Below are 23,033 nucleotides of genomic sequence, written 5' to 3'. Positions count from 1 at the left end.
CTTTGGAAAACAACTGCCAAAGCCGGTAAAATAATTATTGTTTAGTAGACCATAAATCCATTTTCTTTTCCAGTACTTCCAATGGTAAAGCGCCGTCTTTCAACACTGCATCATGAAAGGCATTCACTTTAAATTTAGTACCCAGTTGTTGCTCATACTTTGTTCGCAAGGCCCTGATTTTTAAAGCACCGATTTTATATCCAAGTGCCTGACCGGGTATGGCCATATATCGCTCAATTTCTGCAATGGCTCCGGCTTCACTTATCTGCTCGTTTTCCATCATGTACTGAATGGCTTCCTCCCTGGTCATTCCTTTTGCATGCATACCTACATCTACAACCAGCCTGATAGCACGATGCATTTCATCGCCCAATGCACCTATATACTGGTAGGGATCTTTATAAAGGCCTAATTCATTACCCAAACTTTCACAATACAAGGCCCAACCTTCTATATAAGCATTGTTACCACCAAAACGTCTGAATTTCGGGAGCTTCGTATTTTCCTGTTGTAAACTAATCTGATAGTGGTGTCCGGGTATGGCTTCGTGTAAAAATAAACTCTGCATACCACTGGTAATATTGAATGTGGTTGCATCGAGAATAGGTACATAAAACACCCCGGGTCTGCTACCATCTGCCGTACCCTGCTGATACTCTGCACTTGCACTCGCTGCACGGAAAGCTTCTGTTTGTCTTATTTCAAATCCCGTTTTGGGCGTTTTACCAAAAAGTTTTTCCAGATTAGGTTGTATAAGTTGCTGTATAGACTGAAAAGCCTCAATTATCTCAGCAGGTGTTTTATACGGTGTGAATTTCTTATCTGTATTGATATATGCAAAAAACGATTTGAGATCTCCCTTAAATCCTACTGCATCTTTTGTCTTCTCCATTTCAGCACGAATGCGTTTTACTTCTGACAAACCTGTTTCGTAGATTTCATCCGGCGTAAATGCAGTGGTAGTTTGTTGTTTTACTAGAAAACGATAATATTTTTCTCCATCCGGAATGGCAGCAATTCCTGTAGAGCTGCGGGCAACTGGTAAATATTCATTTTGCAGAAAGTTGGCCATTCTTCTGAATGCAGGCGTAAGCTGCTCTACAATCAGTGTATTAAATGCACCTGATAATCTTTTTTTCTCGCCTATATCAAAAGATACAGGCATCAGGTTAACAGGACCATAAAATAAACTGGCAGCAGCCGTATCGGTTATAACAGAACGAAACTGCGGAATCATGCGTTCTACCAGTATTTTAGGCAATACATATCCCGAACCCATTCCTTTTTTAAAATATACAATGGCACTATCGATATAGGCAGGAAAAACGCTCGCTCTTTTTAACCAGTTATCATAGTCCTGTACTGTTTTAAATGGCTGGTATACCTGACCGCTACCCATTTGCATAAAAACCAGGTGTGTGCTTGAAAACTGGTTCAAGGGCATGTAGTTATCTTTAAAACCCAAAGCCTCAATATTCACTTCCAGCTCTCTTTTCAGCACATCATAACTTAACTGATCATTGGCATTCAGATTTTCCCTGTCGAATCGGGTAAGATAGGTAAGCTGGTTTTTATAAAAACTTCTTAGTCTTGAACGGTGTTCATCCGTAAAATCGATCAGTAAACGATCATTGTATCGTTCATCTCCATTGATGGTGGCTTCAATCGGATAAAACTGCAATCGCTCCTCATAATAATTATCCAGCAATGCCGCAAGTTCTTTGTTGTCTTCCCCGGTAACATTCCGGTTACTTAACTGACAGGACGAAAGCAGTATACATAAACAGAGACTGGATAATAAGTATTTCATACAAGTTGATTTATTCTTTTTTGGGGTAATTGCGTTTAGCTTATGAGGTATGGCTAATAGCAGATGCTATTAGCCAAACACTATTAACTATTGGCTACTTCCATAATTATAAAAACCCTTGCCCGTTTTTCGGCCCAATTCACCTGCTTCTACTTTTGCACGTTGCAAGGGAGATGGTGTTAATCGAACAGGTTTATCCAAAGCTTCCCATACAATATTACTCACACCATAATTGATGTCCATACCAATCAGATCCATCAGTTTAAAGGGGCCCATTTTAAAACCGCTGGCTTCCATCAACTGATCAATGCTTTCTATAGAAACCTGTTCTTTCTCTACAAAGCGCATGGCTTCCAGATAATAATGACGGGCCACCCGATTTACAATAAATCCGGGTGCATCTTTACAAAGTACAGGTGTTTTCTGCATTTGTTTTGTTACCGAAAGCGTTTTCTCTATGATCAGGTCTGTGTTTTTGTCGGTACGGATAATTTCTACCAATTTCATCAGCGGCGCAGGATTAAAAAAATGCATGCCAATCACTCTTTCAGGATATGGAATAGTCACTGCAATCTCCGTAACAGAAATAGAAGAAGTATTGGTGGCCAGTATAGTGTCTGGAGCATTAATCACTGATAAGCTTTGAAAAAGACCGGTTTTAGCTTCCTTTTTTTCTATGATGGCTTCAATAATCAGATCGGCCCTGCATTGCTGTATGTCGCTGGTAAACAATATCCGGTTCACGATGGCGTCTTTATCTGCAATCGTCATCCTTCCTTTGTCTACCATTTTAGTAAGGCCCGTTTCTATCGACTGTTTACTTTTTTCTACCATATCCGGGTTAAGGTCAAACTGTATGGTCTGGAAACCGGCCTGTGCCGCTACCTGTGCAATACCACTTCCCATGGTTCCGGCACCACAAACACAGATGATTTTGATATGATTCATATGGCTGATAGTTAAGATAACTGCAAGATACTTACATCTTTTCCACTTTAACTAACCTGCATAAGTTACTGCTTTACAGATGTATTACTTTTATGCCATGCAAAAGCCTCTTCAGCAACTCGATTTGTTTGGTATGCCCGTTGAACCGGCTACACCACCTGCTAAAAAGAAGCCGGTTGTGAAGGAAAAGGCTGTTGAAGCATTACCTGTTGTTAACGAAGTAATAGCTGAGCCTGTTGCCCCAACCTTACCCGAACCCATCGCAGAAAAACCTGCACCGGTAAATGACCCTGTGGTATTTGCAGATGAACGTATTGTTGTAAAGATCAAAGCAAAAACACCGCCCCCGACCCCGGTTGTGGAAGCGCTTCAGGTGCATGAGCCTGTTCCGGAAATAGAGAACAGTTACAGACAGCCAGGTAAACGCGGACGTAAATCATTCAGGGAAATTGATACAGAAGTCGATCTGATTGATATTCCTGATGAAGAAACCCTGAACCAGAAATTATATTACTCAATCAGTGAAGTAGCGGGTTGGTTTAAAGTAAATACCTCTTTATTGCGTTACTGGGAAAACGAGTTTGATATATTACAACCCCGTAAAACCCGGAAAGGTGACAGACTATTCAGGGTAGAAGATATTAAAAACCTGCAGCTCATTTATTTTCTGCTGCGCCAGCGCAAATTCTCCATTGAAGGTGCGCGTAATTACCTCAAACAAAATAAAGGACAGGCGGATGTACAACTTCAACTTGTACAGTCGCTTACCAAATTCAAATCATTTTTACTGGAACTAAAAGCCGGGTTGGGTAATTAATCAGACCTGTTTTACTGTTACAGATGTATTAGATGCAGCCAGGGCTATCCCGTGTTGCTCCAGCCAATTGATAATCTGAAGATTTGTTTCCTGACGTAAGAGATTAAAAGCTTCTATCGGTTGCTCGGCACTCGTAAAAAACTCTATTAGCACAACATGTGCGTTCTTCCCTGTTTCACTCAGAAAAACCACTTTGTTTTCAATCTCCGGCACGGTAAGTATTTGTTTGATGGCATCTGTTAATGACTGAAGCTGTGCTGCCGTTGCTGAAAGATCGATTTCCAGCCGTAATTCCGCTTTACGCTGTGTACGCAGGCTCATATTGTCAACAATGCTATCAACCATCTGCTTATTAGGAACAGAGATATAGGTTTTCTCAGTGGTTCTGATTCTTGTACTTCGTAAACCTATTTTCTCAATATTACCCGTAAAGCCATTCACTTTTACAAGGTCACCTACTGCAAATGGTTTATCGAAGAAAATAATAAATGATGCAATCAGGTTTTCCATACTCTCTCTGGTAGCCAAAGCAATAGCTGCACCTACTATACTCAGTCCTGTAAGCAGGTTACCAATACTTTTATTAAAAGAGAATTTCATCATCAGCAGGATACCGATAATGACGAGTATCACTTTAAAAAAATCTTTGAAGAATATGATGAGCTGATTATCTGTCTGGTCTTTTGTAAGATTTGCCTTCTCTTCGAGAATAGTTGCTATAAAATCGATGATACGTAAACAGAGACGAATAAAAACAATCACCATAATGGCATTGGCCACCGACTCTACCAGTTGTCTGGAAGTAATACGGTAAATCTTAAAGTCTAATACGCCGGGGAACCTGAGTTTATCAACTGCTATAATGGTCATGGATAACAGTAAAAACAGCCCCAGTGGCTGCACTACCAGATCAAGAAAGGATTTTCTTGCTGTCTGATTTTTTTTATTGGCAATCATCCTGAACAACTGTTGAGCCAGGTATTTTGAAATCAGCCTTTTCAGTAAAAGCATTACCAATATAGTACCTAATACATAGAGGTACGATTCGATGGTATTATCAAATATTTTCTGTTTTAAAAAGTGATCCATAACTACAATTTAAGAAGCGTTACTGCTCCCATATATGCAACTGCATATTGGTGCCATCAAAGCTGGCATAGGTATAGTTTCGTATCCAGTCGCCCAGATTAACATAACGACTCTGTTCATTCAGTTTGAAATCAATCGGATAATGCCGATGACCAAATACCATGAAATCATACTGCTCTTTCTGCAATAGTTCTTTACAATAAATGATCAGCCATTCCTTATCCTCCCCTAAAAAATGTTCGTCAGCCAACCCGGTTTTCTCACGGCTTTTTCTACTGAAATAATTGGCAAGACCGATTCCCCATGTTGGATGTAACTGGCCAAACAACCACTGACAAAATGGATTCCGGAATATTTTTTTTAAAAACTTATAGCCATGATCGCCCGGGCCCAAACCATCACCATGACCAATATAAAAACGTTTTTTATTCCATTCAAATACCTGCGGGTGATGGTATACGGGTATATTCAGTTCTTCCTCAAAATAACCACTCATCCACATATCGTGATTCCCGATAAACACTCTCACATCAATACCACTATCTGTTAATTCTGCCAGTTTACCCAGCAATCGAACATATCCTTTAGGTACTACTTTTTTATACTCATACCAGAAATCAAAAATATCGCCTACAATAAATATAATGCCAGCGTCATTTTTTATTTTATCGAGAAATGCCACTACTTTTTTTTCCCTGACCAGGCTTGCAGCATGATCAGGCGCACCCAGATGGAAATCGGATAAAAAATATATTTTCTTTTTTGGTGTTATCAATTCCATCAATGATACAGGTACAATTAAGACTTCTTTTGTTGTTGTATATACAGCAGCAGGTCTCCACAATCAATTTTAGCCTTCCCCTCTGTATTTCCGTTAAACCAGTAAATCCAGGCTTCTATAGCCTGCCCATTCAGGTAAGCGGTTGTGGTATCTCTTCTGTAGAGTTGCGGTTCGTCGGGTTCACCATTTATTCCTTCATAATCATCCAGCTGGCCCATTGCCCAGGAAAACTCTTCGCTTTTCTGAATTGCATATAGTTCACCTGTAATCCATTGATCGGCAGAAGAAGGTATGGCAGCAGGATATTCTCCCATATCATATAATTCACCCCTCACAGTGGCTGTGCCCAGCAAAGTGAAATAACGGCTGATATAGGCATAAGCCGGATGCTGAAAGCCACTTCTCAGTGACCCATATACAAACAGAGGTAAAATTTGAATGGCCATGTGTTTATCATCTGTTTCGTTGTACTAAAAAACAAAATACTTCTTTTGGTCCGTGTACGCCAACCACCAATGTTTTTTCAATATCGGCAGTACGGCTGGGTCCTGTAGCAAGTGTAATCATGGAAGGCAATTGTTCTCCATATTCCTCCTTTAACGAGAGCAAAGCTTCTTCTACATCATATACCAACTGATCAGTATAAGCCACACAAATATGTATCGGTGCATATACACTCACCGTTCTGCCACTTTCCTGTGCACTCGACATCAGCATGCTGCCTGTTCTTGCTATCAGGTATTCACAACCGGTTACAGAAGCATCGCAGGCTTCTATATCTGTAGCTGTCATAGCCTGAAATCCTGCCTGTTGAAGATTCTGTTTCAGTTCTTCCTCCCGGCAATATAAAGCCTTCCACTCACGCTTTATAAAAAGCATATTTAACTGAGATACCAGTTCTTTTTCACTTTCACAAAAAGCGAAACGACCCTGTAATTGTGTAAAGTTTTGTGCAAATAAGATTTCCAGATCGTCCGTTGCCGGATGAAATACCGAACCTTCCTCCTTTAATCTTTCAGGAAAGGGAACAGGCACTGGTTTAGTCAGTGCCTGTTTTATTTTTTTCAAAATATTTTCTCTTGCTGTTTGTGACATCAGGCGATAACGGTTGAATCTGTTTGTGTTTCGTTATTATCTGTATTTTCAATTACAGCAGGGGCTGTTGTTGCTGGTTCTGCTGCAACCTCTCCTTCTTCTACTTCCAGTATTTTCTTTTCTTCAAAAGGTCTTTTGCCAATCAGTTCTTCCACATCACTCTTATGTAATACTTCTTTATCGAGGAGCTCTTTTGCCAATTTTTCAACCTGCTCTTTTTTTTCTGTCAGCAACGCGATGGTTCTTTGGTATGCTTCGTCAATAATGCCACGTACTTCTTCGTCAATGATTTTCCCTGTTTCTTCACTGAAAGGCTTGGTAAATGTATTTTCCTGTGACGGATCATAAAAACTCACATTTCCCACTTTTTTATTCATGCCATAGGCTGTTACCATACTATACGCAATCCGGGTAATCTGCTGCAAATCGTTTGCTGCTCCTGTTGAGATTTTACCAAAGAAGATTTGCTCTGCTGCACGGCCACCCAATGTCATACAGATTTGATCCATCAACTGATCTGTATTGTATAAGTACTGTTCGGTTGGTGTGTACTGCGCATAACCCAGAGCTGCCGTGCCCCTTGGTACTATTGTAACTTTCAGCAATGGATAAGCGTGTTCAAGGAACCATCCGCAAACCGCATGTCCGGCTTCATGATAAGCAATCACAGATTTTTCGTGTGGTGCAATGATTTTGTTTTTCTTCTCCAATCCTCCGATTACACGGTCAATGGCATCCTGAAAATCGCTCATGTCTACTGCTTCTTTGCCTTTACGTGCGGCAATCAGGGCAGCTTCGTTACAAACATTGGCAATATCGGCTCCGGCAAATCCGGGTGTCTGTTCAGCCAGTTTGTGCAGATCGAGTGTTTCAGATATCTTGATCGGCATCAGGTGTACTTTGAAAATGGCTTCACGACCTTTTACATCCGGACGGTCAATTGAAATCTGTCTGTCGAAACGACCCGGGCGCAATAAAGCACTATCCAATACATCTGGTCTGTTAGTGGCAGCCAGGATAATGATTCCGGTATCTCCACCAAAGCCATCCATTTCTACCAGTAACTGGTTCAGGGTATTTTCTCTTTCGTCGTTACTCATAATGGCATTTCTGCCACGTGCGCGACCAATGGCATCAATCTCATCGATAAAAATGATACAGGGTGCTTTTTCTCTTGCCTGTTTGAACAGGTCGCGTACACGGCTGGCACCTACACCCACAAACATTTCTACGAAATCGCTACCACTGAGGCTGAAGAAAGGCACTTGCGCTTCACCTGCCATAGCTTTTGCCAACAGGGTTTTACCGGTACCCGGAGGGCCCACCAGTAAAGCTCCCTTGGGTATTTTACCACCCAGCGAAGTATATTTTTTAGGATTTTTGAGGAAATCAACGATTTCCATCACTTCCACCTTCGCCTCATCCAGACCAGCTACATCTGCAAAAGTGATATTTACTTTTGCACCCTTATCAAATAAAGTGGCTTTTGATTTGCCAATATTGAAGATGCCACCCGGACCGCCTCCGCTTGAAGGACCACCCATTTTACGCATCAGTAATACCCAGGCCACAATAATAATAAGTAGTGTAAATACAGTATTCAGGAGTGGACCAAACCATTCTGGTGCTTTTATCACACGCATATCTACTTCAGGAAGGTTATTGGCCTTACAGAAAGTATCCAGTCTTTCTTCAAAAGCTTTCCAGTCAACCACCTCAAAAGAAAAAATCGGGTCATTGCCCACTTTTCGTGCATCCAGTTTTCCTTTGAACTGCTTTACATAAAAGTCTTTTTCCAACCTGTCTTTCTTCACATATACATATACCTGTTCCTTGTTCTTTACCAGATCGAGCTTTTGTACATCGCCCTGAATCAGGATATTATCCCGGAACTGTTTTTCGGTAATGGATTTTAACTCCGGGCTAACATTGAATATCTGTGCAGATATCAATGCAACAATGATAATACCGTATATCCAGTAAATATTGAATTTGGGACCCTTACGTGGTCCATCAGTTTTTTCCATGTTTGATTTCGATTGCTTGTTTTCCTGTGACATATTCCTCTCTTATAATGACGATTCAGGTTGCTGAATATTCAGTAATCCTGTTTTTTTCTTTATTCATGTATTTGTGAGGCTGCGTCGCTCCACATTTCTTCCAGCTTATAAAATTTCCTTGCATCGGGATGCATTACATGTACCACGATATTCACATAGTCGATCAACACCCACTGAAGTGCCTGACGGCCCTCATGCTTATAGGGTGCCTCACCGCATACCTTCTTCACTTCATCTTCCACCGAATCACAAATAGCTCTTATCTGTGTGGTACTGGAAGCCTGGCAAACCACAAAAAAATCAGCAGCGGCTTCTGGTATTTTCCGCAGGTCAAGACTAATAATATGTTCTGCTTTTTTATCCTGAACAGCCTTAATAATGGCCTTGAAAATTTTCGAGTTGCGTGTAAGCCTCGTTACCGGGCTTTTAGTACGGCCTTGTAAAACAGAAAGTGGTTCCAATAATAGATATGATTTAAAAATTTAACAATGACCCATAGTATGCTTTTCCACAATAAACACGCTTGCTTATTGGTCCTAACGGTAACTTCGTCAAAAATAGTAATTCTTTGCCATCAGAGAACGTTAAAGCACCAATTGGGCAACCGTTTGTGGAATTATCTGAAACGGATAGCACCAACATCTATGCCATGACCCATATTCAACACAATATGGCAACACATGGTTCGGTTTTTTTTGCGCACCGGCAATGGGCTGGTAAGGGGCAGCATGGAAAACAATGGGTAACAGAAGCGGGTCAGAACCTGATTATGTCGGCTGTAATCGATCCTAACCCCCTCGTTCATGGTCAGCAATTCCATTTAAGCGTAATTATCGCACTGGCCTGCCACGATTTTTTTAGCCATTATGCCGGAGAAGAAACCTCCATTAAATGGCCCAATGATATTTATTGGCGTGACAGAAAGGCAGGTGGCATTCTTATTGAAAATCAGTTACGAGGTCATAAATGGCAGTGGTCTGTTGCAGGAATAGGCATTAACATTAATCAGGTTGTATTTGATCCTGCCTTATTGAATCCTGTTTCATTGAAACAGATCACGGGCAAAAGCTTTGACCCTGTTCAATTGGCTAAAGAACTATGCAGTTACATAAATAATCGGCTTTTGCAAGTAAACCGGGTTCCTTTCAGTGTATTACTGGATGCATATAATAATCATTTATTCAAAAAAGGAGAACTTATTCACCTGAAAAAAGCCAATACCCGCTTTTCCTGTGTATTAAAAGCTGTTAATGAATCGGGGGAACTGCTGGTAGAAAATGGCCCAACCGATCGTTTTCAGTTTGGCGAAGTCAGTTGGATGATTGAGTAACTTATCTTGCAATTGTATGGAAACTGTAAAACTCACCCAATTTTCGCATGGCGCCGGCTGTGGTTGCAAAATTGCCCCGGCTGTATTGGACACCATTCTGAAAACAGATGTATCACAAAAAATATTTCCGCAACTACTCGTAGGCAATGCCAGTAAAGACGATGCTGCTGCTTACGATCTGGGAAATGGACAAGCTCTCATCAGTACAACCGATTTTTTTATGCCGATTGTGGATGATGCTTTTTCATTTGGAAAAATAGCTGGTGCCAATGCCATCAGTGATGTATATGCTATGGGGGGAACACCCATTATGGCCATTGCTATTTTAGGATGGCCCATCGACAAATTACCCCCTGAACTGGCACAACAGGTAATTGAAGGAGCCAGGGCCATTTGCCATGAAGCGGGTATTCCATTAGCGGGAGGGCATAGCATTGATTCGCCGGAACCCATTTTTGGTTTATCGGTAAATGGTCTCATCAACAAAACCCAGCTAAAACAAAATAATACTGCCAAAGAAGGTGATTTGCTGTTTTTAACCAAACCTTTGGGTGTGGGTATTTTATCTACCGCACAAAAAAGAAATGTACTGGAAGAAGAGGACCAGTCTGTATTATTGAATCAACTGATGTTATTGAACAAAGTGGGTACTGTTCTCGGAAAAACAGATGCTGTTCATGCCATGACAGATGTAACCGGTTTTGGTTTATTGGGTCACCTGATCGAAATGGCGGAAGGGAGTGGCTTATCTGCTGAAATCAGTTATACAGCTGTGCCTATTCTCGAAGCTGCTAAAAAATATCTCGCACAAAGAATTATACCTGATGCCACTTATCGCAACTGGAACAGTTATAGCACAAAAACAGGCTTCGGGCAGGGCGTAAATGTAATGGAAGCATTTAATGTATTACCCGATCCGCAAACCAATGGTGGGTTACTGATTGCTGCTGATCCCGAGGCTCTGCAAGAAATTCAGCATATTCTCATGGAAAATGAACTGAATCATTTCCTTACGCCTATCGGAAAAATGATAGCAAAAGCAGAGAAAACAGTACTGGTAAATGCCTGAGTTATTTTGTCTGCAACCATATCGGCACCAGCATTGCATTTAATCCTGCATCTCCTATTGTTTCGATCGCTTCCACTGAAATGGGAAAAATCTTCACCTGTTTACCCAGCTGTTTGCGTTGTTCTTGCGTTAATGAAGCTACCGCCGGCTCACCCATTAGTAACAGGGACTTTCCATCTTTACTTTTGCAGGAAAAGCTGTTCCCCATATACAATGCCAGCTGATCGAGGGTAAAAGGTATAATCCGGTAACCGGTAGATAAAAGCAGTTGCTTAACAGCCATCAGATCCATATCATCGGTAAATGCTTCTTCACATAAAAGCACAAAATCTTCACCGAAATGCATGAGCATATTCGTATGTAAGGGTATTTTTCCGGCACCATCTCTGGCATTGAAAGTAATGGCTTTGTATTTGTGTGCAGAAGATAGTTTTTCAAGTATGGCAGTATGTGTACGCGGGGAATGAGAGGCGTAAATCAACTTATGCTGGTGGTCTATGACCATACTCGCGGTACCTTCCAGAAAAAACCCTTCCACTTCGAACTCACTCCAGTCTTCCACATCTTTTAACAGGTATTTCTTTTCAAGTGTTTCGAGAATATCATCTCTCTTTTCCTGTCTCCTTTCTCTCCTGTGTATAGGTAATATCAGTACAATACCTTCCGGTAAAGTAGTTAACCAACAGGCAGGATACAAGGCGCCAATGGTACTTTCAGCAGATTGATTCACAAGAATATTATCTACTCCCTGTTCCAGTAATACCTGATACAAAGATTGAAATGCTTTGGCTACCGGTTTCCCCATTTTTGCATGGGGTTTCATCAGCATAACGGTGGTGGGCAAAGTTGCCATACTACAGCAATTTATCAATTCGTTTGGCAAGGGTATGATCCAGTTCTGTTACCAGATCTCCGGCATCATGTGTACTTAACCATATTTCAACAGTGTTCCACACATTACTCCAGTAAGGATGATGGTTCATTTTCTCCGCTTCAATCGCTACCCTTGTCATAAAAGCAAAAGCTTCTGAAAAATTACTAAACTGAAATTTCCGGTAAAGCTTATTGTTCTCTTCTGTCCACATACAACACTGTTTTAATGATGAATAATGAACAGAGGAATGTCCAACTTTGAAGTTGAATATTTCTCTGTTCTGCTGTTTTTAAAAAACCATATTCCCTTTATTTTTTATCTGCTCATTGGTAAGTTCGGCTACCAACTGAACACCCGACAGGTTTCTGACAGATTGTTTGATCCAGCTACATCTGGCATCATCTACCAAATCGCCTTTCATCAGCCACAAAAAATCCATATGCTTAAACTCAGGCAAAAGATATTCTCCATCAAACTGGTTATGGTATAAATAATGAACCAAAAAGCTATTCGGTTCTTTTGACTCATAAATACTGAAATAGTAGCTTCTTTCTTTTCTGCGTAGATGTATTTCCAATCCTGGATTCAACCTGAACTGGTAGCCCAGCAAATTATTCAACTGCAAACAGAACTGGTAATTTTTTACCGGTGCGGTTATGCCCAGTAAGCGGGTATCATCAAAGAAATCTTCGTTGAGTTCTTCAATGTTCAGTCTGAGTTTCGTTGTTGCCATGGTGGTAGTCGATGGTACATAGTTCATGGCTTATGGGCCATAATTGATGTGCTATGAACTATTTCTGTTAGAATTGAATATCATATTCTTTCTCTTCTGTTCCTCTTTTAATCCGCAGTTTGGTTTTATCGCCTGCTTTGAAGCCATTCAGTGCCTGCATATAGCTCATTACATCTACAAATTTAAACTCGCCCAGTTGAATAAGTACATCACCCGCCTGCAGACCGATTTTTTCACCCAGTTTTCCAGGGCTTACACCATCAATACGCATACCTGTACCTGTAAATCCATAATCGGGTATCACACCCAGCGATACCGTAAACCGACGTGTTTGTCCCATTTGCGGTTCTGTTGTTTTTGCAAAGTTTAATTTGCCCCTGGTATCCGTCTGTGTAATCAAATCATAAATCAGCTTTACAATATCACCTTGTGCCGTGTAATTTATTTTATCGGCATCATCGCTCACTTTATGGTAATCTGGATGACTTCCTGTAAAGAAAAACTGTACTGGTATATTGGCGCGATAAAAACTTGCATGATCGCTGGGGCCGCTACCTGTACTATCAAATTTGGTTATCAGTGTGGTCTTCAGGTTTTTCCAGACCTCGGCCCATGCAGGTGATGTGCCATAACCACCAACGGTTAATTTGTGCGCAGTATCGTAACGGCCTACCATATCCATATTAATCATGTAATTAGGCGCCACTTTTATGGTTGGGTTTTCAAGCCAGTATTTACTGCCCAATAACCCAAGTTCTTCTCCTGAAAAATGAATAAAGAGGTAATTGTTATTAACGGGCGATTTTTCTTTCAGCAGGCGGGCCAGTTCCAGCAATGCTGCCGTTCCACTTGCATTATCATCGGCTCCATTGTGTATGGCATGAAAAGTATCCAATGCGGTCTTATCTTCTCCATAACCGAGGTGATCATAATGCGCGCCAATAATTACTGTATTGGCAGCCTGGTTATCAATAAAGGCAATGATATTTCTACCTTTTCTTTTTTTGTCAGACAGGGATACTGTTAATGAAATATCCAGACTGGCTTCCTCATCAGCAAAATATTTTTTTACGCCTTCTTTCGTAAGATAAACGACAGGTATAGGCAATAAGGAAGACCGATCATTCTTATTAAACTGAATATTATCTGTTACAGTACCGCTATTATATACAAATAAAGCCGTAGCCCCCTTAGCGATTACTGTTTCAACCTGTTTTTTGATAGCTGCTTCAATATCGAAATGCGGATTGTTCTTTTGTTCTTCCAGTATTTCTTTAACATCATAAAACCAGGGTTGGTTTTTTTCGCTCAATATCATGGCAGGTTTGCCTTTCACTGTTTTATTGGGGCTAAATGCAAGCGGGAAATAGTCTTTACCTACTGCTAATATTTTCTCATCTATAATCAGCTTTGTTGTGGCATCTATTTGTTTACCTTCATTGATATCAAATACCTGCTCATAACCTTTTGTACCTTTTGCTCCGATACCCAGCTGTTCATACTGTTGAATGATGTATTGTGCTGCAAGTTCTTCCCCTCTACTGCCTGTTAAGCGCCCTTCCAGTTTATCATCAGCCAGATAAGCTACATGAGTTTTCAGGTTAGCCAATAAAGTTGCATTAGCCTTTTCTTCCGCAATTCTCTTTTTGCGTTTACTCTGCGACCAGGAAAGTACAGGTACCAATAACAACAAAATCAATAGTTTCTTCATAATATCAGCTTAGCTGGGACAAAAGTACGTTGTGCAACAGCAGTATAACAAGCTGTTTCATAAATAATGTTTAATTTTCTGTTGGAGCTAAATACACAGATACCCATTCTCTTCCCGATCTCGTAACAACCGGCTATCCTTTGCTATTACTTTTGCAGCTAATCTTTTGAGTCAACAAGCCATACATATCGCCCTTGTAGGTAACCCCAACAGCGGAAAAAGTTCCCTTTTTAACAGTCTAACAGGACTGAACCAGAAAGTGGGAAATTTTCCGGGTGTTACTGTCGACAAAAAAACAGGTACTGTTACTCTTGACGATCGCACTCGGGCTGAATTGATTGATTTACCCGGTACTTACAGCTTATACCCACGTCGTGCAGATGAATGGGTGGCTTACAAAGTATTGATGGGTGCTGATACCGAGGTAAAACCCGATGTTGTACTGCTGGTTGCTGATGCCAGTAACCTCAAAAGAAACCTTCTTTTCTGCAGTCAGATCATCGATCTGAAAGTACCGGTAGTAATGGCCCTGACCATGAATGATATTGCGGCCAAAAAAGATATTAAAATTGATATCAGCGGACTTGAAGCCGATCTGGGCATTCCGGTAGTAGCTGTTAATCCACGCAAGAACAAAGGGCTGTCTGAACTAAAAAGAGTACTGGCACAGGTAGTTAGGTTAGGCAATAATACCAGCCCACGCGATTTTATCGAGAACAAAAAGCTCGCACCACAGGCTATACCTGCTGTTCAGGAACTAAATAGCCAGTTAAGTGATTACGCTGCTGTTCATTTTCTCATTAACCATGAACATTTTCCGATCGGAAATACCCAACAGGAGAAAATTGAAAAAATTGAAAAGGATTTCAACTTCAATCCTACCAAAACCCAGGCAGAAGAAATCATGCAGCGGTACACACGCATCAGGCAACTGATGAAACAGAATGTGCTGGAACCCGGACCACTCGAGAAAAAAATATTTACCGATAAGCTCGACAACCTACTGCTGCATCATGTATGGGGTTATGTAATTTTAATATCTGTTCTATTCCTGCTTTTTCAGAGTATTTTCTGGCTTGCTGTTTTTCCAATGGATGGCATTGAGTGGGCCTTTACTGAAATAAGTAGCTGGCTGGGGGCTCATTTACCCACAGTATGGTGGAGTGATCTGATTATCAATGGACTGGTTGCCGGTCTTAGTGGCATACTTGTATTTGTACCACAGATCATGATTCTTTTCGGATTGATTACGATTCTGGAAGACACCGGCTATATGGCCCGTATCAGTTTTCTTAGTGACAGGCTCATGCGTAAAGTGGGGCTTAACGGAAAAAGTGTAATGCCCATGGTTAGTGGATTTGCATGTGCTGTGCCAGCCATTATGAGTGCCAGGAACATAGAAAACAGAAAAGAAAGATTACTCACCATATTGGTAACACCTTTGATGAGTTGCAGCGCTCGCTTACCGGTATTTACCATCCTCATTTCACTTGTGATTGATGATACCTATTATTTTGGCTTTCTAAGCTTACAGGGTCTGGTGATGATGGCACTTTACTTACTGGGTACCGTTATGGCATTGATAGTAAGTTATGTAATGAAATGGTTTATCAAAATCAGTGAGAAAAGTTTCTTTATTCTCGAACTGCCGATTTATCGTGCGCCCCGCTGGAAAAATGTGGGTATTACCATGGTAGAAAAAGCAAGAATCTTTGTAACCGATGCAGGTAAGGTAATTATGGTGATCAGCCTTCTACTCTGGTTTATGAGCAGTTATGGGCCAGGTGACCGTATTGAGCAAACAGAAGCTAAGTATGCAAACTTCATACAGCAATATCCTGAGAAAAAAGATTCACTCGAAAGACTCGCTTCTACTGAAAAATTACAAAACTCTTATGCGGGTATTTTAGGACAGTGGATTGAGCCTGCGATTAAGCCTCTCGGTTACGACTGGAAGATTGGTATCGCCTTAATTACCTCTTTTGCGGCCAGAGAAGTATTTGTGGGTACCATGGCCACCCTGTACAGTGTTGAAGAAAGTGACGACAGTTCTTTAAGGGAAAAGCTTCAGTCAGCCAAACACGCAGATGGTTCTAAAGTATATACGCTTGCAGCCGCGCTTTCACTAATGGTATTTTATGTGCTGGCGATGCAGTGTATGAGTACCCTTGCCGTTGTAAAAAGAGAAACGAAAAGCTGGAAATGGCCCATATTCCAACTGGTGTATATGACCGTTCTGGCTTATACCATGAGCTGGATCACCTATATTATTTTCAGTTAACGTTGCTCTCCCTGTAAGTTCTTTTCTCTCAGGTGAACCGTTTTACTTATAACGATCCCATAATAAACCAGATAATTTTCTCGTCAAAACCCAGGCTTCATTGGTTACGCCCCAGCTTTGGTCTTTATTATTTTTGGTACAGATGCAGAATACATAACGGGCCCCTCCACCATTTACATATATAACTTCACTCCTGCTTGCATTTACAGCACCATTTTTACTGGCCACAAAAATACCGGCAGGTATCGCTGACAAACCCTCTTCATCCCAATAGTTTCTGCCCAGCAGTTTCAGCATTTTTTCACTTGCCGAATCATTGAGCAACTGTTTACCGGCGATTCTTTCAAATAATGCGGCCATTTCTCTGGGGGTTGTCTGCCCCCATCCATACTGGGTTCTGTTGGCTTCACGTCCGGGTGTTCTACTATTTACACGGGTATCTTTAAATCCGAGACTATCCATAATCTGATTAATACGCGTACCTGTGCCAGCCAAACTCTGTAACCATAAACTGGCTGTATTATCACTTGTGTTGAGCATTAGCATTATTACTTTACTCAGCTCTATCTTTTCATTATTTTTAAATGAGCCTAGTATATCAACTCCTTCATAGAGCAGGGAATCTTTATAAGTAAGTGTCTGGTGATAGTCCAGTTCCTTTTTACCTATTTTATCCATGATACCTACCAGTATCGGTACTTTCACCATACTGGCCGTGGGAAAAATACTGTCTGCATTGATGACTGCTATTTTATTCTTCTTCAGGTCATGAACATACACCCCTATATCACCATTAAAACCCTGGATGAGCCGGGAGATTTTTTGCTGTAGTTTTTTATCAGTCTTCTGGGCATTCAACTGCGCACAACAAATCAACAGACAAATAATGAGAATACGTTGCATAGCGGGATATTGATGCAACAAGATAGAAATTAAAAGCATACTCCTCTGTCCAATCTCTGTTTTCTCTTATTCCGGAGCAGGACCCTTAACCTAATCCTGATGCAGAAATAAATCGCAAAGAACGAAAGAAAAAGAGGTAATGCAGAAAAATTCGGTATGTATAATGATTATTCACCCCATGCCGCCAACACCTCTTCTGCATGCTTTTTGGAAACAGGCTTTTGTATGATTTTCTTAATCTTTCCGTTTTCATCAATCAGAAAAGTAGTACGGATGGTTCCCATAAATTCTCTTCCCATGAACTTTTTCAGCTGCCATACACCATACTGCTCATGAATCTTCAGGTCTTCATCGGCTATTAAAGGAAAGGGGAGTTTGTATTTGGCTTCAAATTTTTTATGTGATTTAATATCATCACTACTCACACCCACAACCTGAAAACCCTTCTTTTTCAGCAAAGCATAATTGTCTCTCAGGTTACAGGCCTGATCGGTACAGGTAGGGGTATTATCATGTGGATAGAAATACAATACTACTTTTTGTCCTTTGAAATCTGTCAGTGCTATCTTTTCACCATTCTGATCAACACCTTTGAAAACCGGTGCCTTTTTGCCTTCCTGTGGTAATGCCATGGTCTAATTTTTGTGCAAAGGTAAAACGGTATAGAAAGAATATTGTTCAATGAATGCTATTAAAAGCCAGTATTGCGCTATTCCGCACTAACACCCATTAGCATCTTCAAAAAATAATGCCCCCATAACCCTTCCTTCCTTACATTTGCACAATTTATTTTTTTGTCCCTATGCCCAAAGATCAATCCATCAAATCCGTTCTCATTGTAGGTTCAGGCCCCATCATTATCGGACAGGCTTGTGAATTCGATTATTCTGGCTCTCAGGCTGCCCGTAGCTTACGTGAAGAAGGCATTAAAGTGATCCTTATCAACAGTAATCCGGCTACCATCATGACCGATCCGATGATGGCGGATAAGGTTTACCTGCTTCCCCTAACTGTGGAGAGTATTGAACAGATACTACAGGAAACGCAGATCGATGCTGTTTTGCCAACCATGGGTGGGCAAACGGCTTTAAACCTTTGTAAGGAGGCTGATGAACTGGGTATCTGGGAAAAATACGGCGTTCGTATGATTGGTGTGGATGTTGCTGCCATTGATACGGCAGAGGACCGTGAGAAATTCCGTCAGCTGATGGTGAAAATCGGAATGGCCGTTGCCCCCAGCCGTGTAGCTAACAGTTTTCTCGAAGGAAAAGAATTTGCACAGGAAATCGGTTTCCCGCTGGTAATACGTCCTTCTTTTACCCTTGGTGGTACCGGAGGAGGCTTTGTACACAGTAAGGATGATCTTGATGCAGCACTGGAACGTGGCCTGAAAGCTTCTCCTATTCACGAGGTATTGGTTGAAAAAGCAGTATTGGGCTGGAAAGAATATGAGCTGGAATTGTTACGCGATATGAATGATAATGTGGTGATCATCTGTACCGTTGAAAACCTCGACCCAATGGGTGTTCATACCGGTGACTCCATTACCGTGGCTCCTGCGATGACACTCAGCGATACTGCTTTTCAGGAAATGCGCAACAAAGCCATGCTGATGATGCGTTCACTGGGCAATTTCGCCGGTGGATGTAATGTTCAGTTTGCACTGAACCCTGCAACCGAAGAACTGATTGCCGTAGAAATCAATCCACGTGTAAGCCGTTCATCTGCTTTAGCCTCTAAAGCAACTGGTTACCCGATTGCGAAAATTGCTGCTAAACTGGCTATTGGCTACTCACTTGATGAACTGGAAAACCAAATCACCAAAACCACTTCAGCTTATTTTGAGCCTGCATTGGATTATGTAATTGTAAAAGTACCCCGCTGGAACTTCGATAAATTCAAAGGTGCCAATGATACACTCGGTCTGCAGATGAAAAGCGTAGGTGAAGTAATGGCCATCGGCCGCAGCTTTACGGAAGCTATTCAGAAAGCCTGCCAAAGCCTCGAAAATGAAGCGGTTGGACTGGGTTATTATGGCAAAAGCCTGATGAAGAGCGAAGAACTGGTTGAATATATTAAAACACCGAAATGGGATCGCATTTTCCGAATTAAAGATGCGCTCATGCAGGGCTCTACCGTAAAATCTATTTCGCAGGCAACGGGAATCGACCGCTGGTTCATTTACCAGATTCAGCAGATCTGTGTAATGGAAAAAGAAATTGCCAAATACAGTATCGATACTATACCCAACGATTTACTGAAAGAAGCCAAGAAAAACGGTTTCAGTGATGCGCAGATTGCCAATATTCTGCATGGCGATTGTACAGATGAAGAGGTATATGAGAAGAGAAAAGCACTTGGCATTACCCGTGTATACAAAATGGTAGACACCTGTAGTGCCGAGTTTGAAGCAAAAACACCTTATTTCTATAGTACGTTTGAAGGATGATAGTGAGAAGTCAGTAGTCAGTAGTGAGTTAAAATTATACCCTTACTCACTACTGACTACTCACTACTCACTTTTATACCTTTTCTTTGCGATACCAAAAACAAGACACTAGTATGAAACTGAAAGACATCCAGGTGCTTAACGAAAAAGAAACCCGCGCCGGTTTTGGTGAAGGCATCCATGAATTAGGAAAAGAAAATGAGAATGTAGTGGTACTCACAGCCGACCTTGCAGGCTCTTTCAAACTCGGACCTTATATCAAAGATTTCCCTAACCGTTTTATACAATGTGGAATTGCGGAAGCCAATATGATTGGTATTGCTGCCGGTTTAACCATCGGTGGTAAAACTCCTTATACCACTACTTTTGCCAACTTCAGCACCGGCCGTGTTTATGACCAGATTCGCCAAAGTGTGGCATACAGCGATAAGAATGTAAAAATCTGTGCTTCACATGCCGGTTTAACTTTGGGTGAAGATGGCGCTACCCACCAGATACTGGAAGATATCGGACTGATGAAAATGTTACCTGGCATGACGGTTATTGTGCCCTGCGACTTTAACCAGACTAAAGCTGCTACCAAAGCTATTGCAAACCTGCATGGACCGGTTTACCTACGCTTTGGACGCCCTAAATGGCCCAACTTTACCAAAGAAGATGGCAGTGATTTTGTAATCGGTAAGGCACAGAAAATGAGCGAAGGAACAGATGTTTCCATTTTTGCCTGCGGCCATATGGTATGGAAAGCTATTGAAGCCGGAAGAATACTCGAAGAAAAAGGTATTAGCGTTGAACTGATCAATATTCATACCATTAAGCCTCTTGATGAAGCAGCTATTATTGCTTCTATCAGCAAAACAAAATGTGCTGTTACCGTTGAAGAGCATAATATCATAGGCGGTTTGGGTGATGCCATTGCACAGGTAGCTGCTAAAAATTGTCCTGTACCTATTGAGTACATTGGCACCAACGACACTTTTGGTGAAAGTGGCAAACCAAACGAACTGCTGGCAAAATACGGATTGGACACACCGTTTATAGTTGCTGCTGCCGAAAAAGCAATGAGCAGAAAATAAAACAGAACTATCTGAAACATAAGATAAAAAAGGGGCGCAATAAAATGCGCCCTTTTTTATGCTTTACTATACCGCAAAACGAATAAGCGATCAAGAGAAAATTTACCAGATCCTGAAAATATCATTGCAATACAAAGCCCAATTACCAGAAGATGATATTCATACCCTTCTCCTTTTTGTGTGCCAAACCAGTTCATAAAAAATCCAAATTTCAGGTGAGAGGTAATTATCATTCCTACAAACATTATCATTGTTCCGAAAGCGAGTATTCTGCTGCCAAAACCGATCAGAATGAGTAATGCACCAAATGATTGCAACATAATAACCATAAAGCTAACTATCCATGGCAGGCGCTCGGTTTCGGTAAGAAATTTCATGGTATTTGAAAAACCAAAACCACCAAACCAACCCAATAACAACTGACACCCATGAGGTAAAATAACCATTGCGAGTGTTAATCTGAGTACGAACCCGGTATACTGTTGCGGGCTATCAAATAAAAAGAGCAAATTTTTCATATTGTTTTTTTAGGATGCAAAAATTCAATACAGGGAATTCCTGAAAAATGAACTGGTTCAAGATTTTATCTCTGTTTTCTTGAACCAGTTCATTTTTCACAGACTTGTACATACTGAATTTTGTTTTAAATAATTCTGTATGAAAAAATATACCGTGCTCATTTACATGCTCATATACACAAGTACAAAAGCACAGTTTACCCCAGTAGAAATGATGATAGGAGATAAGTATTTACATTATCAACATAGCTTTCATCGAAAGTTCAATACAACCAGCAAATTTGGATGGACACATATTGCCACTATAATGAGACAATATTTAATAAAACCTGAAAAGGGAGGAAGACCCAACGAAATCATGAACCAGGTTTACCTTACAACGCAACTGAGTAATAAATTTATGCTATTGGGCGGCTTATTCTTCACACCGGCAACAGACATGAAAATTTCTTTCGCCGGACAATATTTATATCGAACAAAAAAGTTATTACTAATTGTTAACCCCCGGTTTGATATGGGTGAAAAATTTACATACGAATTATTTGGTTTAGCTGAAATTCGTCCAGCCATTACCAACGATTTACATCTGTATAGCAGGTTTCAGTTTATGACAAACCATTCTACAAACGGTCATAACAGAAGTTATCAGCAACTCAGATTAGGATTGGAAACTAAAAAGGTTCAGCTGGGTTTGGGAACCACTCTCGACCAGTATGGCCTGGCTCTTACAAGCACAAGCAATACGGGTATATTCATCAGAAAAATACTTTAACGATTATATTCTGTTTTTTGTTTCTCAACAATTCGTTTTTTGATTTTACTCAGAAATTCTGCTGAAATTCCCAGATAAGCCGCAATATCTTTTTGTGATAGCTGTTGATCCATTTCAGGATATGATGTTCGGAAAGCAATATACCGCTGTTCCGCATCCATACTTAAGGATTCAAGCACTCTTCTGTGAAAAGCTGCATAAGCTTTTTGAGTAAGCAGGCGAAAAAAGCGTTCAAGTGCCGGTACTTTATTATACAGTTCCTGTAATATGTCGTAAGAAAAAGACGCTGTCTCAGTAACTGTGAGCGCTTCTGTATAAAGAATACCTTTTGTTTGTGTAATAAAACTACTAAAATCTCCTATCCACCACTCTTTGATCCCAAGCTGTATAATATGCTCCTGACCTTGCTGATCTATATAATATACTTTTGCAGAGCCGGTTACAATAAAGTTGGTGTAACGATTCACTTCTCCTTCTTTGGTTAAAAAATCTCCCCGCTTAAATCTCCGCATCTGAATAGATGATAAAATCAAATGCTCTTCCGTTTCTGTAAGTTGGATATGCTTTTTTAGATGATTAAGTAATAAATCGGGCATAGCTAAAATTACTGATTACTAAAATACACATCACAGATACCCCCTTCTTTATAATTTGGCTAGCCCAAAATTTTATTCTTCTTACCCATACACCTATTTCTTCTGTATAAAAGCAAGGATT

The 23,033-nt window shown here is 40.8% G+C and carries 23 protein-coding genes; 7 read left to right on the top strand and 16 right to left on the bottom strand.

Annotation, left to right across the window (positions count from 1 at the left end; all coding sequences use genetic code 11):
• Positions 1–34: 34 nt before the first annotated feature.
• Both BC659_RS08060 and BC659_RS08055 read right to left on the bottom strand, forming a co-directional pair.
• Positions 35–1,810, bottom strand: a complete 1,776-nt coding sequence (locus BC659_RS08060; protein WP_133474206.1) for a DUF885 domain-containing protein — start codon at positions 1,808–1,810, stop codon at positions 35–37.
• Between the two features lie 87 nt (positions 1,811–1,897).
• Positions 1,898–2,758, bottom strand: a complete 861-nt coding sequence (locus BC659_RS08055; protein WP_133474205.1) for a 3-hydroxyacyl-CoA dehydrogenase family protein — start codon at positions 2,756–2,758, stop codon at positions 1,898–1,900.
• Between the two features lie 97 nt (positions 2,759–2,855).
• Here BC659_RS08055 and BC659_RS08050 point away from each other — a divergent pair, with 97 nt between their 5' ends.
• The gene (locus BC659_RS08050; RefSeq protein WP_246027101.1) at positions 2,856–3,575 is read left to right on the top strand and encodes a MerR family transcriptional regulator; all 720 of its coding nucleotides are present in this window, start codon (positions 2,856–2,858) and stop codon (positions 3,573–3,575) included.
• On the opposite strand, the gene BC659_RS08045 is transcribed toward BC659_RS08050, so the two are convergent.
• From BC659_RS08045 to rsfS, 6 genes are all read right to left on the bottom strand, one after another.
• Entirely contained in the window at positions 3,576–4,664 is a 1,089-nt protein-coding gene (locus BC659_RS08045) for a mechanosensitive ion channel family protein (RefSeq protein ID WP_133474204.1), read from the bottom strand. It abuts the gene before it with no gap.
• A 19-nt stretch (positions 4,665–4,683) separates the two neighbouring features.
• Positions 4,684–5,445 carry a UDP-2,3-diacylglucosamine diphosphatase gene (locus BC659_RS08040; protein ID WP_133474203.1) on the bottom strand — a complete coding sequence of 254 codons (762 nt, stop codon included), beginning with the start codon at positions 5,443–5,445 and terminating at the stop codon, positions 4,684–4,686.
• Between the two features lie 17 nt (positions 5,446–5,462).
• Positions 5,463–5,891 (bottom strand): gamma-glutamylcyclotransferase family protein, encoded by a 429-nt coding sequence (locus BC659_RS08035; protein WP_246027100.1) that lies wholly within the window; start codon positions 5,889–5,891, stop codon positions 5,463–5,465.
• Between the two features lie 7 nt (positions 5,892–5,898).
• The gene (locus BC659_RS08030; protein WP_133474202.1) at positions 5,899–6,540 is read right to left on the bottom strand and encodes a LutC/YkgG family protein; all 642 of its coding nucleotides are present in this window, start codon (positions 6,538–6,540) and stop codon (positions 5,899–5,901) included.
• Positions 6,540–8,567, bottom strand: a complete 2,028-nt coding sequence (gene ftsH / locus BC659_RS08025) for an ATP-dependent zinc metalloprotease FtsH (RefSeq protein WP_246027099.1) — start codon at positions 8,565–8,567, stop codon at positions 6,540–6,542. Before ftsH ends, BC659_RS08030 begins: the two co-directional genes overlap by 1 nt.
• A 92-nt stretch (positions 8,568–8,659) precedes the next feature.
• Positions 8,660–9,061 carry a ribosome silencing factor gene (rsfS, locus tag BC659_RS08020; protein ID WP_133474200.1) on the bottom strand — a complete coding sequence of 134 codons (402 nt, stop codon included), beginning with the start codon at positions 9,059–9,061 and terminating at the stop codon, positions 8,660–8,662.
• A 149-nt stretch (positions 9,062–9,210) separates the two neighbouring features.
• Here rsfS and BC659_RS08015 point away from each other — a divergent pair, with 149 nt between their 5' ends.
• The gene (locus BC659_RS08015) at positions 9,211–9,930 is read left to right on the top strand and encodes a biotin--[acetyl-CoA-carboxylase] ligase (protein WP_281277239.1); all 720 of its coding nucleotides are present in this window, start codon (positions 9,211–9,213) and stop codon (positions 9,928–9,930) included.
• A gap of 16 nt (positions 9,931–9,946) precedes the next feature.
• Entirely contained in the window at positions 9,947–10,999 is a 1,053-nt protein-coding gene (gene selD / locus BC659_RS08010; RefSeq protein ID WP_133474198.1) for a selenide, water dikinase SelD, read from the top strand.
• 1 nt (position 11,000) lies between these two features.
• Here selD and BC659_RS08005 read toward each other — a convergent pair whose 3' ends face one another.
• The 4 genes from BC659_RS08005 to BC659_RS07990 form a co-directional block, all read right to left on the bottom strand.
• Positions 11,001–11,852: an arginine deiminase-related protein gene (locus tag BC659_RS08005; RefSeq protein ID WP_133474197.1), complete on the bottom strand. Its 852-nt coding sequence runs from the start codon at positions 11,850–11,852 to the stop codon at positions 11,001–11,003.
• Between the two features lies 1 nt (position 11,853).
• Positions 11,854–12,084: a 4a-hydroxytetrahydrobiopterin dehydratase gene (locus BC659_RS08000; RefSeq protein WP_133474196.1), complete on the bottom strand. Its 231-nt coding sequence runs from the start codon at positions 12,082–12,084 to the stop codon at positions 11,854–11,856.
• A gap of 78 nt (positions 12,085–12,162) precedes the next feature.
• Complete coding sequence (locus BC659_RS07995) at positions 12,163–12,633, bottom strand: IPExxxVDY family protein (RefSeq protein ID WP_246027098.1); 471 nt, start codon at positions 12,631–12,633, stop codon at positions 12,163–12,165.
• A 40-nt stretch (positions 12,634–12,673) separates the two neighbouring features.
• Positions 12,674–14,317, bottom strand: coding sequence for a M28 family peptidase (locus BC659_RS07990; protein ID WP_133474195.1), 1,644 nt, complete (start codon positions 14,315–14,317; stop codon positions 12,674–12,676).
• 166 nt (positions 14,318–14,483) lie between these two features.
• Between BC659_RS07990 and feoB the strand changes: the two genes are divergently transcribed.
• A complete protein-coding gene (feoB, locus tag BC659_RS07985; protein WP_133474194.1) occupies positions 14,484–16,598 on the top strand; it encodes a ferrous iron transport protein B in 2,115 nt (704 codons plus the stop codon).
• A 42-nt stretch (positions 16,599–16,640) separates the two neighbouring features.
• Here the strand turns inward: feoB and BC659_RS07980 are convergent, their stop codons facing one another.
• Positions 16,641–17,501: a serine hydrolase gene (locus BC659_RS07980; protein ID WP_133474193.1), complete on the bottom strand. Its 861-nt coding sequence runs from the start codon at positions 17,499–17,501 to the stop codon at positions 16,641–16,643.
• Positions 17,502–17,668: 167 nt separating this feature from the next.
• A complete protein-coding gene (gene bcp / locus BC659_RS07975) occupies positions 17,669–18,133 on the bottom strand; it encodes a thioredoxin-dependent thiol peroxidase (RefSeq protein ID WP_133474192.1) in 465 nt (154 codons plus the stop codon).
• A gap of 170 nt (positions 18,134–18,303) precedes the next feature.
• On the opposite strand from bcp, the gene carB reads away from it, so the two are divergent.
• Both carB and BC659_RS07965 read left to right on the top strand, forming a co-directional pair.
• Positions 18,304–19,950 (top strand): carbamoyl-phosphate synthase large subunit, encoded by a 1,647-nt coding sequence (gene carB / locus BC659_RS07970; RefSeq protein ID WP_133474191.1) that lies wholly within the window; start codon positions 18,304–18,306, stop codon positions 19,948–19,950.
• Positions 19,951–20,063: 113 nt separating this feature from the next.
• The gene (locus tag BC659_RS07965) at positions 20,064–21,026 is read left to right on the top strand and encodes a transketolase family protein (protein ID WP_133474190.1); all 963 of its coding nucleotides are present in this window, start codon (positions 20,064–20,066) and stop codon (positions 21,024–21,026) included.
• A gap of 56 nt (positions 21,027–21,082) precedes the next feature.
• Here BC659_RS07965 and BC659_RS07960 read toward each other — a convergent pair whose 3' ends face one another.
• Positions 21,083–21,544, bottom strand: a complete 462-nt coding sequence (locus BC659_RS07960) for a DoxX family protein (RefSeq protein ID WP_133474189.1) — start codon at positions 21,542–21,544, stop codon at positions 21,083–21,085.
• Positions 21,545–21,683: 139 nt separating this feature from the next.
• On the opposite strand from BC659_RS07960, the gene BC659_RS07955 reads away from it, so the two are divergent.
• Entirely contained in the window at positions 21,684–22,316 is a 633-nt protein-coding gene (locus BC659_RS07955) for a hypothetical protein (RefSeq protein ID WP_133474188.1), read from the top strand.
• Here the strand turns inward: BC659_RS07955 and BC659_RS07950 are convergent.
• Positions 22,313–22,912: a Crp/Fnr family transcriptional regulator gene (locus BC659_RS07950; protein WP_133474187.1), complete on the bottom strand. Its 600-nt coding sequence runs from the start codon at positions 22,910–22,912 to the stop codon at positions 22,313–22,315. The two genes, BC659_RS07955 and BC659_RS07950, sit on opposite strands and share 4 nt — an antisense overlap.
• Positions 22,913–23,033: the final 121 nt, after the last annotated feature.

The organism is Sediminibacterium goheungense, from assembly GCF_004361915.1.
GTDB classification, from domain to species: domain Bacteria; phylum Bacteroidota; class Bacteroidia; order Chitinophagales; family Chitinophagaceae; genus Sediminibacterium; species Sediminibacterium goheungense.
Note: the sequence above shows the minus strand (reverse complement) of the source record. Positions and strands in the feature narration are given on the sequence as shown.